At 53.9% G+C, this 14,417-nt stretch carries 14 protein-coding genes and 1 pseudogene; all 15 read left to right on the plus strand.

The window, feature by feature from the left end:
• Positions 1 to 119: 119 nt before the first annotated feature.
• Positions 120 to 1,031 (plus strand): AraC family transcriptional regulator, encoded by a 912-nt coding sequence (locus CK910_RS18625; protein WP_172955362.1) that lies wholly within the window; start codon positions 120 to 122, stop codon positions 1,029 to 1,031.
• 66 nt (positions 1,032 to 1,097) lie between these two features.
• On the plus strand, positions 1,098 to 2,849 hold the full coding sequence (locus tag CK910_RS18630; protein ID WP_098985163.1) for an amidohydrolase: 1,752 nt from the start codon (positions 1,098 to 1,100) through the stop codon (positions 2,847 to 2,849).
• 423 nt (positions 2,850 to 3,272) lie between these two features.
• Positions 3,273 to 3,779, plus strand: coding sequence for a hypothetical protein (locus CK910_RS18635; RefSeq protein WP_098984307.1), 507 nt, complete (start codon positions 3,273 to 3,275; stop codon positions 3,777 to 3,779).
• Positions 3,779 to 3,994: a hypothetical protein gene (locus CK910_RS18640; protein WP_098984308.1), complete on the plus strand. Its 216-nt coding sequence runs from the start codon at positions 3,779 to 3,781 to the stop codon at positions 3,992 to 3,994. Before CK910_RS18635 ends, CK910_RS18640 begins: the two co-directional genes overlap by 1 nt.
• The gene (locus CK910_RS18645; protein WP_098984309.1) at positions 3,991 to 4,353 is read left to right on the plus strand and encodes a hypothetical protein; all 363 of its coding nucleotides are present in this window, start codon (positions 3,991 to 3,993) and stop codon (positions 4,351 to 4,353) included. The genes CK910_RS18640 and CK910_RS18645 overlap by 4 nt, the downstream gene beginning before the upstream one ends.
• The gene (locus tag CK910_RS18650; protein WP_253852729.1) at positions 4,350 to 4,643 is read left to right on the plus strand and encodes a hypothetical protein; all 294 of its coding nucleotides are present in this window, start codon (positions 4,350 to 4,352) and stop codon (positions 4,641 to 4,643) included. The genes CK910_RS18645 and CK910_RS18650 overlap by 4 nt, the downstream gene beginning before the upstream one ends.
• 69 nt (positions 4,644 to 4,712) lie before the next feature.
• Positions 4,713 to 5,255: a hypothetical protein gene (locus CK910_RS18655; RefSeq protein WP_098984311.1), complete on the plus strand. Its 543-nt coding sequence runs from the start codon at positions 4,713 to 4,715 to the stop codon at positions 5,253 to 5,255.
• A gap of 1 nt (position 5,256) precedes the next feature.
• On the plus strand, positions 5,257 to 5,601 hold the full coding sequence (locus tag CK910_RS18660) for a hypothetical protein (RefSeq protein WP_098984312.1): 345 nt from the start codon (positions 5,257 to 5,259) through the stop codon (positions 5,599 to 5,601).
• 71 nt (positions 5,602 to 5,672) lie between these two features.
• Positions 5,673 to 6,563 (plus strand): DNA cytosine methyltransferase, encoded by an 891-nt coding sequence (locus CK910_RS18665; protein WP_098984313.1) that lies wholly within the window; start codon positions 5,673 to 5,675, stop codon positions 6,561 to 6,563.
• A gap of 41 nt (positions 6,564 to 6,604) precedes the next feature.
• Complete coding sequence (locus CK910_RS18670) at positions 6,605 to 6,898, plus strand: hypothetical protein (protein WP_172955363.1); 294 nt, start codon at positions 6,605 to 6,607, stop codon at positions 6,896 to 6,898.
• A 115-nt stretch (positions 6,899 to 7,013) separates the two neighbouring features.
• Positions 7,014 to 7,328 carry a hypothetical protein gene (locus tag CK910_RS18675; protein ID WP_098984314.1) on the plus strand — a complete coding sequence of 105 codons (315 nt, stop codon included), beginning with the start codon at positions 7,014 to 7,016 and terminating at the stop codon, positions 7,326 to 7,328.
• A 2-nt stretch (positions 7,329 to 7,330) separates the two neighbouring features.
• Entirely contained in the window at positions 7,331 to 7,735 is a 405-nt protein-coding gene (locus tag CK910_RS18680; RefSeq protein ID WP_098984315.1) for a type IV toxin-antitoxin system YeeU family antitoxin, read from the plus strand.
• 324 nt (positions 7,736 to 8,059) lie between these two features.
• A complete protein-coding gene (locus tag CK910_RS23890; protein ID WP_157774651.1) occupies positions 8,060 to 11,836 on the plus strand; it encodes a hypothetical protein in 3,777 nt (1,258 codons plus the stop codon).
• 146 nt (positions 11,837 to 11,982) lie between these two features.
• Positions 11,983 to 13,917, plus strand: a complete 1,935-nt coding sequence (locus CK910_RS18690) for an SIR2 family protein (protein ID WP_098984317.1) — start codon at positions 11,983 to 11,985, stop codon at positions 13,915 to 13,917.
• A gap of 66 nt (positions 13,918 to 13,983) precedes the next feature.
• Positions 13,984 to 14,362: pseudogene (locus CK910_RS18695) on the plus strand (integrase core domain-containing protein); the annotation flags it as partial.
• Positions 14,363 to 14,417: the final 55 nt, after the last annotated feature.

Genomic DNA, 14,417 nt, shown 5'->3' on the forward strand with positions numbered 1-14,417 from the left:
TTCTTTAGGGGACATAGAGTTGTCTGGCAGAAAAGATAGTGAAGATGAATGAGTGACCAGAGCAAACGGGTTCGACAACGGCAGAGGGCTCTGATTAAATCCGACTCTGACGCCCACTTTTGCTGGCTGGCAAGGAGTCCGTTCTGGATTATCGCAAACCTGTGTTCAAGGCGATGGACTACATCAGCCACCATCTGGATGACAATCCGAGTCTGGATGAGGTCGCAGCGGCAGCGGCCATCTCCACCTTTCACTTCCACCGTATTTTCAAGACGATGGTCGGCGAGACCATTGCCGGATTTACCCGGCGCCTGCGCATGGAGCGTGCCGCCCGTCGCCTGCTCGCCTCCCCCCAGAGCGACATCACCACCCTCGCGCTGGCCGCCGGGTTCTCCAGCTCCCAGAATTTCGCCAAGGCCTTTCGCCTGCACTTCGCCATGAGCCCCTCGGAATACCGCCAGCAGCAGGGGGGAAACTGGAAAAGCAAGATTGGAAACGATCCCCTTCCCTTTGACACCTATGATGGCTTGGTCATGCACCCGGTCACCGAACACCCGGGTCTGCTGCAGGGGGCAAACGTCAGGCAGATGCCCGCCCGGCGTGTGGCATACATGCGCCGCCTGGGCCCCTATGGCAAGGAGACCTGCGAGCAAGCCCATCGGGATTTGCTCGCGCAGTTCGCCTCAGACGAGGCGATGACACCGGCGGGTACCCTGAGTCTCTATTGGGATATCCCCGATATCACCGATGAGACGCGCTGCCGTACTGACGTTTGCATTGAGCTGGGGCCAAAGATCCCCGTTGGGCGCCAGTTAACCACCCAGACCATAGCCGCGGGCCCCTATGCGGTATGCCAGTTTATCGCTCGCGGCGATCAACTGGTCGCCTGCTGGGAGACGGCGTTTCGCTGGGTAGTGGGCCAAGGGCTGAACTGCGACGATCGCCCGTGTTACGAGCAATACCACGCGGGCACGGATCCCGACCGGGATCATTACGTGTTTGATATCTGTATCCCGCTTATCAACCCATAAGCCGATACCCCATTTCCACTTACCCACTTCGGTGCCTTCGGGCGCCGAAGCGACGGAGTCATGCCCATAAATATCAAAACGCTGTTTCTCGCCAGCCTGCTGGTGACGCTTCCCGCTGCCGCGAATGCCCAGCCACAGAGCCAGACCCTGATCTTTGGCGGCACCATCTACAGCGGTGATCCGGCGAATCCTCACCCAGAGGCGGTCGGCATTGAAGGTAAAAAGATCGTGGCGGTCGGCAGCTATCAGGAGGTCAGCGCCCGACTCGGCAGCCATGCCAAGCGCCTTGACCTGAAAGGAAAGTACCTGATGCCAGGGCTCATCGACAGCCATGTTCACGCGGCATTTGCCGGCTTTCAAGGGATGACGGTTAACTTTCCAGATGCCATGAACCAGGTTGAGCAGGTGCAGCAATTTCTGACCCGCAGCAAGGGTGATCCTCGCCTGACACTGGGGGATGTGCAGCTATACAGCAATGTCTCCCTCGACTACTGGCATCAGCTACCCCTGCTCGATCAGGTGTTCAATGGCCCGCAATACCAGCAGACCCCGGTGGTGCTGGCCGGTTCGGATGCCCACACCGGTTGGGCCAATCAGGCCATGCTGCGCAAGGCTGGCATTGATGCCGAGTCCCTTGCCAGTCGTTATGCCCCGCTGAAAGGCAATTTTGGCCTCACCCCATCCGGCGAGCTGAATGGCTTTGCCTCGGAAGGCGGGTGGGATGCAATCCTCAAGGCGTTGCCCCCCGTCAGCGACGAGAAGATTGCCAGTGCCATCATGACCGCAGCCAAGCAGCTCAATCAGGTGGGCATTACAGCCTGGATGGACCCTATCAGCAACATTCGTCCCCTCGCGCCCATCTTCAACGCCGAGCCGGATCGCCGTGACACTGGCCTGCTACCGGCGTACAGCATGCTCTCCCGGGAAGGCAAGCTGACCGGACATGTATCTGCACTGGCACTGGTGGGTATCCACGCATCGCCAGCCATCATTGATGACATATTGGCGCTACAGCAGCAGTTTCAAGATGCCCCGGACGTCAAACTGGTGGGGATCAAGATCCTGCAAGATGGTGTCATCGAGTTTCCATCCCAGACCGCCAAGTTGAGCGAACCCTACCTCAACCGCCCCGGTTACAGCGGCAAGGATGATCTGGACAAGCAGCGTTTCAACGAGCTGATCCGCACCGCAGATTCCCATCAGCTGATCGCTCATTTTCATGCCATCGGGGATCGGGCCGTCCGTGAATCACTGGATGCCATCGCCTATACACGAGCCCACAATCAGGATCAAAGCCTGCTGCACAGCATCACCCATCTGGAGGTGGTGAGCCCGGTCAGCATTGCCCGCTTCAAACCACTCAATGTGGCCGCGTCGATGCAGCAGTTGTGGGCCGGGAAAAACGTGGCAACCACCATGCTGCTGGAGGGGAAAGTACCCCCGGCCCTGCTGGCCCGCCTCTACCCGGCTGGAAGCTTGCTACAAAACGGGGTAATTATCGCGGGAGCCAGTGACTGGCCGGTCTCAAGCCCCAACCCCTTCCTCGCCATGTATACCGCAATCACCCGACAAGGGGAGCTTGGCTTGCTGCCCCCTGCCAGCGAACAGATCAGCCGTCAGGCGATCTTGCAGGCATATACGCTCAACGCCGCCAAGGTGATTGGGCAGGAAAAAGAGATTGGCTCTATCAGCGTAGGCAAGAGTGCTGACCTAACCTTGCTGGATCGCAATCTGGAGCAGGTGGCGAGCGAGCAAATCAAGGAGACCAAGGTGCTCTGGACCATGTTCAAGGGCAAGCTGGTCTATCAGGCCCTCTAATACTAAGCGGGCTGAGCTGGGTCGGGGGTTATTAAACCACTGCATAGGGAGACCTCAGGCAGTGGTGATCACCTGTTCAAACCTAAAATACCGTCAATGATGGCTACTTGCTAATGGAAGGCAGGGAGTTGAGGAGTTAGCAAAAAAGATACCCATTGTAAGAACATATTGACTGGTGGATGTCTGCCCCATATCAGCCCAATTCGATAAGCACCCTACACATCCACCAGGATCATCTGCAGCAACGGACATGATCCTGGTATCACTGCCCCCCTCACGCATGCCGATAACAAAATAACATCGCTAGTCGATCACATTTTCCCATCCGATAACGCGGCACATTCAGAGCAATTCTAATGAGCCCACTACCCCACAAGGCCACCTCACTGCAGGTGGCCTTTGTCATTTCAAGGAACCACCGACATGTCTGCTTTTATGATTGACCGCAAGGACTACCTTGCCTTTACCGTACAGTTACACCGTTTCTGCAATGCCCCGATGCCACCCCATTACACCCTGGAACTTCTGCGCACCCTCTGGTGGATGCCGCCAGCAGACACGACCAGTACCTGGGCGTGGCGGGTTGACCGGTTAGCACGGCTGATGATGCTCGCTAATCGCCGTGCAGTCTGGCATCGCTATCAGCTGGGACGTCAGCAGGAACGCAAGGAACCGTACCAACGTAGCTCTACCAAGCTGAGCCCACTTAAACCTGTCCACCGTTACCACCAAGTACCACTTACCGATGCCGAACGGGTAGCCCTGTATAAATTCACCTGCTGCGCCCTGTACCAATCGAGCGAATGGACCGGCAGCCCTGAACAGCCCCCCCGGCTAGTGAAGGTACTACAGCAGTTGCAACAAGCACTGGCGCAAGACGTGCTGACCCGGTTGTCATTGTGGGAACAAGCCCCTTGGGGGGAGATGTGATGAACCTTTCCATCACCCTGACCATGATGAGTTCACCACCGGACGGCACAGCCCAGATAGCCCAACGTATCTCTGATGACATGGCACACCTGCATCAGCGTCTGGGGGATGGGGTCAGTGATGAACTGGGCATCAGTATCAGCTATCTGGTCGAACAGTTTGCGCTGTTGGTAGAGGCTTACCGTGCACCGGAGGAAAGGGAGAAACACCCATGATTGAGTTCAACGACAGCTTTAGCCAGGCCGCCGTGGCGGAGGCCATGTGTGCCCATTCAGGGCTTGCCAAGCTCATCAGTCAACAGTTGATGCTGCCTGGCTTTGCCTATGCCCACGATGTGGAGGGGCGGCGAATTGGTGGCCCACTAGTTGCCCCCAACCCGGTGCTGCACAAGACCACGCTCTTTGTCAGCCCACGGGATATGCGTGAGCACCTGCCGCGAGAGATTAACTTCGCTCGCTTTCGCTGTGCCTGTAATGCAGCTGGCCAACCGGTCGGCGAGTGGCAACGGGTAATTGTTGGAGCCTACGTCAACCATGGCAGCAACGATGCGCCAGATTGGAGTAGCCATACATGACCACAACAACGCCGACAGCACCACCAATGGAGTCAGAGGCCGCTATCGCCAGGCTCCGAGTACATATCGAGGAGTTCATTGCGCTGGAGCTGACCCAAAAGCTCGATACGCAGTTGGCCAGTCTGGCACGTTCCGGCGTGCTGGACCTGGATAACTGGGACGGGGCAAATCTGGTCCTGCCCCGCACCGTGACCACTGCACTGTTAGAGACGGCTGCCGAACAGGTGATTTGGCACAGCCACCGCCGTCGCTATCAGCGAGACATCAAGCGCCTCAAGCAATCGCTATAGACAATCCTCCCCCTAACCCCATGCAGCCCCTCACGCCGAGGGGCTGTTTGCATTTTAAGGAACCACACCATGCACGACCTGCGTGATTACAAGACCCTGACGCCGAAGCAGATTACAACTGCCATCAGTCAGCTCAACTACAACACTACGCTAAAGATAATGAGCCACCTCGCATTGCGGGCCAAACAGCCGCACCCGCTCGGTAATAGTCGCAGCAGAGCCAAGGCCATCACGCTGCTGCGCCGAGTCAAGAAAGCCCACAAAGCGGGGCGTATCCCGTTTGAACTTACAGTGACCGGCTGCCGCATCGACCGGGGTAGCCATCAAGCAGACCGTTACTACTACGACAGGACGCTACTGGCCCAAGGCTGGCAGCAGTACGACACCGAGGAGGACGCCTGGTATTTCGGTATCTGGATTAACACAGAGAAGCGCGAGACCTTTACCTATGCAGAGGGCGATATCTGCCATGTGATAGCACCGAACGTCGAGGCGTTTCGCTCTGAATTGGCGCGGCTCTATCAGTACCACCCTCAAGCCCCAGCATTTATCAGTATCGACCCGGAAGCAGGCGTTGTGACCCACCACTTTGAAGCCAAACCGGAGGTGTGAGATGGCTAAGAACATCACTATCAAGGTGCCAGGCAAACATCCGCAAACTGGCGAGCTCACCACCTTCGAGCTCAAGGGCCAGCGCATGGATATCAACATCGGCGGGCAGGCCGTGCCTTTCCTCATTCATGGGAGGGGCATCGGTACGTCGCTCACCCACATCCCGAGCGGCTATCGCATTGCGCTGCTCGGTGGCTGGCTCACCGCTCGTTACGTAATACCTGAGAATAAGCCCAGCAGAACGGCCTGCGCCCAGATGGCCATAGACCGACTGGTAGCCCAGTACGGCTCGCTGCACCTGCTGGACCGGCTCAATTGCAAGCCTGTTATCAATCCATCGCGCTAACCCACCCACTCGGCATATTCCCTCCCGCATCAGGTCACCCTGATGCAAGATGACTTTCATGGAGAAACCACATGTTCCACCCCACCGTTCATTCCTATTTCTCCGGCGCAGGCCTCATGGATGCAGGTCTCATCTGTGGTGGTCTGCCCATTACCCGCTCGTTCGAGCTCGATGCCCGTGCCTGCAAGGTGCAGCGTGACAACCTGGGTCATCACGTTGAGAACGTCGATATCTCCCGGCTGTGTGTCACCGGCCAAGGCGAAGCGGACGTGATTATTGGCACCTACCCCTGTACCAAATACAGCAGCATCGCGGACATCAATGGCGCGCGTACGGGGGATGACCTGTTCTTGCATTTCTTTCGACACATCGCCTTGATGCAACCCGAGGTCTATGTGGTGGAAAATGTGCCCGGTATGACCAAGTTCCCGGTGGTGATGGAGGCCATGACCCAACTGCCAGATTACTATGTGACCACCTTCAATCCCGTACAGGCCGAGCACATGGTGCCGCAGCGGCGTGACCGCCTCATCATCATCGGTAGTCGTCGTCCTTTCAGCTGGCAAGCACCCGACAAACACAAGGTGCCTTCGCTCATGTCCCTGCTGGAGCGTGACCCCGAGATAGTCATCCCCCCATCCGTCTATGCCCGCCTCAATGGGCAGTACCGCGACAGACCCATCATCAGCGACCCCTTCAAGGGCGATATCGCCCCCACCTGTTTGGCCCACTACGCCAAAGACAAGGGCACCCGGCTGGTTATCGACCCCAAGACCCGCACACCCAGGCCATACACAGTCCGGGAATACGCACGGCTGATGGGACTGCCTGACCACTTCACCTTTAATGTCCCTGACTCGGACGCCTATCGCATGATTGGCAATGGCGTGGTGTTTCAAAAAGGACGCTGGGTGGCGACGCAAATCGCACGGTACTTCACCACTCGCAATGCGCACTCATGACCAACTCACAGAGGACACCAGCGCAATATCGAAGAGACCACATGACCGGCACACAACCCACTGCTGACCCACTGGCAGAACACCTCACCATGCTGATGCTGGATGTCGTTATGAGCTCCATCGTTGGCGATTACGATGACGCAGACCTGGTACCAGAATGGCAATGGGTCAAGCGAATGGCCTCCCATAAACATGTCGGCGTGAAGGATGACTCCGCCTATGAGTTCACTCTGAACCTGGCCATGGAGCTCGATGCCATCCCGCCAGCACTGCAACCCTTGCTCACTGCCGCCCAGCATGCTGGCGTGAACTACATCCTGTTTTACAACGGCTAGCCACCGCGACCTGGTAGCGGTCAACAGCCACAACAAGCCAGCCCCGCTCATCCACAAACAGCATAAAGGGCCAGCCCTCACAGGCTGGCCCTTTGCATCATTGGAGTCACCGAACATGACCCGTCTTATCACTGGGCTCGAGGTGCATCGCTATGCCTCCGAGCTCAACAAACTGCATCTGCGCAACCGCCAGACGTTACCAGCTCCTGGCATCACCACCATCAAAGAGGCTAAAGCACGCCTGTTTGGCCACTGGCAGCCCGGACATCAGGTGACCATCACCGTACACCATCCCGACTACATCAATATCTCCCGGCTCTATCGGGGACGGCTGACCAGCCTGACAGACCTCCCAGAGCACCTAGCCAGACTACGCCAGCGCCACAACGTGCCAGGCACCCACATCGACATTGAACTGAGGTATCGTTAATCATGACCACTACAACTACAAACACTCAGGACCAACAACCCGCAGCACCAGACCAGTCCACCTGGATTTTTGCACCGTGGGGCTTGCCCCATACCGTGACGCCCCGCTTTGGCGCTCGTCTCATTCAAGAGCATCACCGGCTGCACTTTTTGTCAGATCGAGCCTCATTGATTGGCGAATGGGAAGAGGAGGCAATAGACCGTCTGGAAGACGTCTTCCCAGCCATCATCAAGGAACTGGAAGCAAGATTGCTAACAGGCGAGCTGGATGCCCGATGCCAGCAACGTATCACCATCCAGCACAGTGGGTTTACCTGCGAAGCCGATACCCTGGGCAGCCATGGATATGTCTACTTGGCGATTTACCCTTTGGCGAGCATGGACGCCTGTCATGGTTGTAAGGCGTGAACACACATCCGCTTGTAGTAACATTTCGACACCTACTCGCCCGTGATGAGTGTGTAGGTGTGAGGGGAAGGCCACGAATTGGCCTTCCCTTTGTTTTTTATGATATATCCACTCAATTTTTAGTAGCCCACGAAGGCTACTTTAGCCATCATCACATTTTATTAGGGAGCAAAGGAATCCCTTTTGTTGCGACATAAGGGTCTATTTGTGTGAGAATGATCTTTTATATGCACGATTCGTACTGTGAATCCCCCAAGGGCACTCCCTTGAGACCCAGCCTCTAAATTAACCAATTAATAACGGCGAAAACCCTGAGTCACTCCTATGTCTACCAACACCGTGTCTATTTTCGGAGACCCTTCTCGGATTTGGAACGTTCCACCAGAAGATCTGAGCCGACAAGCAACAGCATCCCTTCGTGGCTATGTTTACCAGCTCCATGCCTCGGCTGCCGCGTGGTTGGCGTTGGGGGCAGATGATGAACTCTACTTGGAGGTCGCAGAGGACTTCACTGAGCTTCTACGTGAACCAGGTGGAATACATGACGTGTTGAGAGCTACGCAAGTGAAAGACACCCGCGAGTCTGGTTCTGTGACGCTGAATTCACCAGATGTTTTAGCTGCTATTGAGGCTCTACATAGGCTTCGTGTTCACAATCCAGGCCGGGAAGTTAGGCTCGTGTTTCTCACAACATCAAGCATTGGAAGGGAACGCAAGAATGCATTGCATTCTGGAGAACCAGGCCTGACCGCTTGGGGAAAAGCTGCCTCCGGAGGCGATATTGAGGAGCTACGAAGCGCTCTTCTTCAACGTCCTCTGTCAGAAGCGTTGCAAACTTTTGTCACCAATAGTCCGCCCGAGCAATTAAGGAGTGAGCTGCTCAGCCCCTTGGTCTTCGCATGTGGCGCACTGGATTGGAGCTCTCTTGAAGAGCAGAATCGGCGTGCACTTGTAGAACGTCGAAATGAGTATGCATCAACATCAGATATGGCTCGGCGTGCCTATGATGCTGTGTTCCGTGACGTTATTGCGTGTGTCCTTGGCTCGGGTCAACGTCGCTTAGATAGCTCGCGACTTAGAACGTGTCTAGAGCAGGCAACATCACTGCCTGTTCCGTCAGGGATCGTGATGGATTTACTGGGTAAACAAGCCGTTCGCCCAAGATCCAATTTGTCTATTGATGAGCTGCGAGAACTTGCGATTTCATTGATTGAAACTGGCACACCGCCATCGATAGACCTGCTCTTCCCTGAAGCCAAAAAGGTAGCTCGGGACGCCCTTATGGCAGCTTTTTCTGTAGGGCCACGACTCACAGAGATTAAGCCTGACGGAGTTCCCGCGAGCGCCCAATTATTGGACCTAGTTGAACTCCCAGAAAAAAAGCACCTCATAGTTGGTCAGCCAGGCTCCGGGAAGACGCATGCCCTCTGGCACGCTGCAAACGAACTTCTCACAAAGGGGAAGATAATCCCATTGTACCTTCCCGCAGGGCAGGCAACTGGCTGGCGCGACCTAGAAGAAATGATCATGGGGGCAGCACCTGGGATTGAGCTATCTACGCTGTTTCAAGACCCACGAATCTGCGTCTTCGTCGATAGTTGGTCCGAGTTTGCTGCTATTTCACAGGCTGGTGAGAAGAGACGAGCGCAATGCGCACTGCGTAGTACTCGCTTGATTGCCACGGCCAAATTCACTGACATCGACGATGGAGCCTTTAAGCATTGGTCGCTCGACTTGCTTTCTCCTGATCGAGTGACACGTGCGGTCGCGGAAGCCACGTCAGGCGAACCACTTCCGCCTAGTTCAGTAATTGACCTTCTACGGTTGCCTCTTCTTTTATCTATCCACATTCTTTCGGATGCACGGTCTGTGACGACTGGTGATCTATTGCGTCAGTTCCATGAACACCTGATGCGCGACTTGCCTGAGAGCTTCACCGACGTACTCGCTGGAGCAGTAGCAGACCTAACACTGGCGGGTACACGATCTTTTGGTCGTTTAAGAAATGAGATTCAAACTCGAGGGGGAAAGATAAGCCTTGCGGACCCAGCCAGATTGCTGAAGAGTCTAGGCACGATCCTCGAACGAGGAGGCCTGGCGGTACCTGTCCATGATCTTTATTGGAGCTGGCTCGCAGGGCTTGGCCTTTTGCAAAATGCCATCGCCGAACATGCAGTAGACTCACTCCGGACACGTGAGAGCTATGCCTTAGCCATTCAAGCCGGTGGATGCGCAGTTGAGAGTGATGTCAACGCAATAATAAATGATGACCTTGTACTGGCAGCAGCCCTTGATGCAAGCCGCAGTGGAGCTCGCGCCACTCCAGCCTTGGCAGAGGCATTTTCTCAAATGCTAGCGGATCCTCGTTTGGCTGTGCGTAATCGTGCAGCCCTTGCGGCACTGAGTGGAGCTCGACCGGAGCTTCTCCGTCCCGCTTTGGAAGTACTCAGCGACTTGGGTCGGGCCAACTTGTATTCTCCAGAGTGGGAACAGGTACTCCGCCCTAGCTCACTATTTAGCCAGCGGGCTACGCTCGCCGAGTGGCTAGGGGCTCCGAATAGTAATCTAATCCTCAATGCAATCGCTGAAGATGGAGGACCAGAGTGGAATATTTGGCTCGAGCAGGTAGCACTAGATAGGCGGATAAGTTGGATCGAGGCAACAGCAACAGCACTTGGTTGCTGTGGCGATGTTCCGCAATGGTCCTGGCCACATCTTGATTCCGTAATTGCTTCGAGAGCCTGGATGCTTCGGGCAGCAGCAACAAGACGCAGCAACAGAACCTTGGCACGATTTATCGCTATCAATTACGAACGATTAGTCGACACAGTTGCAATGCCGAGCTCCAGCGCTTGGCTCGAGCTTAATCGAGTGCTTGTTGGCTGTGGGGATGATGATGTGTTCGATCTCTTGGTCGCCCAGTTCCCTTCTATGAGTTCTCATGCACAAGAACTACTTGGTTTTGCTATTGTCGAACGTGGTTCACCCTGGGTTGCCCGCTTTCAGCGTTTGGCATTAATAACTGGCGCCTCTCACCATCACAAACTAGCCGATGAACTATCTCTTGAAATTGATGATGAAACGGCACGAGCTTGGATTGCTGCCGGACATGACAAGGCTGGTTGGCGAGTATTAATCGCCCGCCATGGTGAGGCCATATTGCCGGAAATGATTGGGCTGTTGCCTTTATCTTTTGCTGATATTCACCATATCCCAGCACTTGCTCACATGCGTTGGCTTCCGAACGCGCCAGATACGCTCATTGATGAGATTTGGCATCGGCTCGGTAGCCCTATGCAGCCTAAGGCAATGCAAGATGTGCTCAATGCTATTGCGCGTGTCTACCCGGCAGGAATGATACACATTGTAAGATTCATTACAGAACAACCGAACGCACTTCCTGGATACCATCTACGTCAAGCTCTTGCTCTCTATGAAGAGTGGCAAAAGAGGTCTGGTATCAAGCTATGTGTAAAAACAGCCGATGGTGTAGAACATCCTGTTTTGGAGTGGATTGTCAGCAACAAGATAATGAGCGAATGGGAAGATCACTTCACTCCAGAGTTGCTGGCCCTTACACCATGTTTGGCAGTTGACTATGTTGCACATTATCGCGTGGACGATGAACATGCGGCCGCAATACTGAAAGCGTTGAAGGGAAATGTTGCATACAGTGCTCCATTGCTGGATCGCATGCTTGCTGTCCCAACACTCGCCTCGCTCGTTCCACAAGTGTTCGCGGATAGCTTTGACCTATTTCCAGTAGAGGAACTCCGACGCTGTATTTCATCGGACTACATCGATCAAAGTAGCTTACTATACCGATTGGCAGCTAAGGCGAGCCCTATGCACCGTAGCCTGCATGAGCAGCTTATTGCGCAGGCTCTCGGCGGACAGCTTAAATCACATGATCTGAATTACATCTCGAATATGTTGAGAGCATATTCAAGGGAAGAGGTTCTCCGTATTATTGAAGCAGCTCCCCGCAGTTGTGAGGATGGCTGGTTTTGGTTTGTCCGAGCGGTGGAAGCTGTGAGGGGCGAGCGCTTGATCAATGAGGATGGGTCTATCAGGTATTATCAGAATCGAAAATTGCCATAGAGAATCTTATCCAAAACTTAGCACCAAACTTTAGGACAGGGTGTCTACCGGGACAAGAATGAACCGGTTTAACGCATTGGATTGTCACAGGAACTAAGGGAGATTCTATTAATTACATTCCTGAGCGGAATCAGAGGGAAACTACGATGATAGACGACTGGTGGAATGGTTGGAATATGTTTACACCGGAGCAGCCCTGCCCAGGCAAAGTGGTGTTGATGGTTGGGGCCGGGGTTTCTATAGAGCCTCCTACGCAACTACCTGGCGGATATGCGCTCACGGAAGCGTTACTTGACCATTTGCTTGATAGCCGCGCGGCCTCCGAAATAAAAACTGTATTTAGTCAATGTGAACAGTGGATGGGGCGAGGTTTACCACGTCTGGAACATGTACTTGATAAAGCGTTTGAACCTTCAGCAGTTGAAGGCGTCGAGCGTAGCGGTGCAGCCCGCGAATTGCTGCGCATCTTTTCTCAGCGTCCCCCAAATGCGAATCACCACCTGATTGCCGATTATCTGATTAAGCAGCGCAGTTGGTGTATTACTACCAACTTTGATAACTGTATCGAACAGGCTGGCCGTCATCAGATCCCCGTGCACGTTATAGATCCTGATACTCAAAAGGTTGACATCCTGCACCGGGAGTACGGTGAAGACTGGGGCATCATCAAAGTGCATGGCACCATAGAGCTCGGTTGTGCTGAGCTTGGTGCAACGCTTGCAGACCTAGAGCACGGGCTGCCGGAAGCATTCAAAACTCTGCTCGAGCAAGTTACAAGTCAGGCCGATTTAATGGTGGTTGCGGGCTACAGTGGCACCGACCATTTTGACATTAATCATTGGATCCGCGAGCGATGGAATACAAAGCGTACGACCCGGTTGGTATGGATTGACCATCACCCAAAAGAAGTGGAGGAGCCATGGCGGCTGAGCGGGCAGGAAAATCGTGAGCCGAAAGTCTACTGGCAGAGTGCATTTGGCGGTACGAGGGTTCAATACGGGCCAACAACAGATCTACTGATTGCACTACTGGGCATTTCTCGTAGGAACTTGGGCGATACCATAGAAGGTTGCGACTGGTGGCGAACAGCAATAGCCGCATATTACACCCCAACCGAGAAAGAAAAGTACCTTACTGGTACTCGGTTGGCCAGCTCGATCGGGCTTGGTCAACTGGCCGAGGAGCAACTCCGCTGTTTGAAGCGCTTAATGGAACATGACAAATCAATGGTTCCTTTTGAGGCTGATATTTACTATTCTCGTGGATTTATTGCCGAGGCACTATTGATACAAAACTATCTGAAGACCCCAATAGAAAATTCCAGAAAAGTGAACAGCACAGGTCTTCTTCGCACTAAAGGAAAACCAGCAACAGCGATCTTATTCTATCTAGTTAAGTGCTTAAAGAGTCGAAGCAGACCTTCATTCGATGAGCAAATCGACGCATTTTCCTGCCTACTTGACATCGCCGAACGGTGGCAGCGATGGCGTTTCTGGCAAAGTAGGCCTTTGCGATGCTTAGGTGAGAATATATGCACCATTTTCTTTCAGCATTTCATGAAGCTTGAAAATGAGAAGTTGCCTCTGTATTTGCAGGGAAGAATTCAAATGGAGCGCGTTCGCTTGGCTGCCATGTTTTCTGATGAAGAAATTTTTTCCTTTGGTGAAGTCTGGAATTTACTATACCACGAGAGCAGTCGACCAGACTTTTACACCCCAGATGGCCCAGCAGTCCCTGGTTTTTATCTTATTGAACGCAGCACTGCTCGAGAAGAAGACCGCATCGCAGACCTAGTGCTGGCAAATATTAATTACGTCAATATCCTGCTTTCCGCACTGCGACGCCGTTGGCCTAAGGGCAGCCAAAGCGTGCTGCAAGAAAAGCGGTTACATAGGGGATATCTAAATCCGGGAAATTATGTCGTAACGTATATCGTTCAGCTGTTGACCGAAAGTTCACAGATCGTCAGTATTCTAAACGCCCCACACATTCAGATTCAGATTGCTAGAACGTGGCTTAGGGCGGACAATATTTTAGGTGGCATCGAGTATTGGAAGCAACAGCGTCTGTATCTTCCTTAACGATGGTACGTTATAGCCCTTGGCAATATAGTACAGTACTATTTTTACCGCCTCGCCTATGCCAGTCAAATAGGGGGTTACGACAGTGACACAGTGCAAGATGCCATACTTAGGTCTGTCTGTAGCTTCAGGGGGGCGTTGCCGGCATCTGCGGTGGAATGGCTGACAGAGAATGGTTCGGCGTATCGAGCCCATGAAACCCGTGCGTATGCACGAGAAATCGGTTTGGAGCCCAGAACGACTGGCGGTGAGGAGCCCACAGAGCAACGGTGTAGCGGAGAGCTTCGTAAAGACGATGAAGCGAGACTATATATCGAGAAGATACCGAACAGCGGTAGGCAACTTGGCCATCGCGTTTGAGCATTATAACGAACACCACACGCACAGCTCATTGGGATACCGTTCATCTCGGGAATATCTGCGCTGTCGGATACCACAACCCTAAGCGGGAAAAAGTGTCTGGATCTATGGGGTCAAATCCAGCAGAAATCGACAAGTAT

The sequence above is a fragment of the Aeromonas sp. CA23 genome (assembly GCF_002587065.1).
GTDB classification, from domain to species: domain Bacteria; phylum Pseudomonadota; class Gammaproteobacteria; order Enterobacterales; family Aeromonadaceae; genus Aeromonas; species Aeromonas bestiarum.

Excerpts from the sequence above, each read along its gene's own strand:
- CK910_RS18690 (WP_098984317.1), top strand. The coding sequence starts at position 11,983 with ATGATAGACGACTGGTGGAATGGTTGGAATATGTTTACACCGGAGCAG.
- CK910_RS18675 (WP_098984314.1), top strand. The coding sequence starts at position 7,014 with ATGACCCGTCTTATCACTGGGCTCGAGGTGCATCGCTATGCCTCCGAG.
- CK910_RS18650 (WP_253852729.1), top strand. The coding sequence starts at position 4,350 with ATGACCACAACAACGCCGACAGCACCACCAATGGAGTCAGAGGCCGCT.
- CK910_RS18665 (WP_098984313.1), top strand. The coding sequence starts at position 5,673 with ATGTTCCACCCCACCGTTCATTCCTATTTCTCCGGCGCAGGCCTCATG.
- CK910_RS23890 (WP_157774651.1), top strand. The coding sequence starts at position 8,060 with ATGTCTACCAACACCGTGTCTATTTTCGGAGACCCTTCTCGGATTTGG.
- CK910_RS18660 (WP_098984312.1), top strand. The coding sequence starts at position 5,257 with ATGGCTAAGAACATCACTATCAAGGTGCCAGGCAAACATCCGCAAACT.
- CK910_RS18635 (WP_098984307.1), top strand. The coding sequence starts at position 3,273 with ATGTCTGCTTTTATGATTGACCGCAAGGACTACCTTGCCTTTACCGTA.
- CK910_RS18655 (WP_098984311.1), top strand. The coding sequence starts at position 4,713 with ATGCACGACCTGCGTGATTACAAGACCCTGACGCCGAAGCAGATTACA.
- CK910_RS18645 (WP_098984309.1), top strand. The coding sequence starts at position 3,991 with ATGATTGAGTTCAACGACAGCTTTAGCCAGGCCGCCGTGGCGGAGGCC.
- CK910_RS18640 (WP_098984308.1), top strand. The coding sequence starts at position 3,779 with ATGAACCTTTCCATCACCCTGACCATGATGAGTTCACCACCGGACGGC.
- CK910_RS18680 (WP_098984315.1), top strand. The coding sequence starts at position 7,331 with ATGACCACTACAACTACAAACACTCAGGACCAACAACCCGCAGCACCA.
- CK910_RS18670 (WP_172955363.1), top strand. The coding sequence starts at position 6,605 with ATGACCGGCACACAACCCACTGCTGACCCACTGGCAGAACACCTCACC.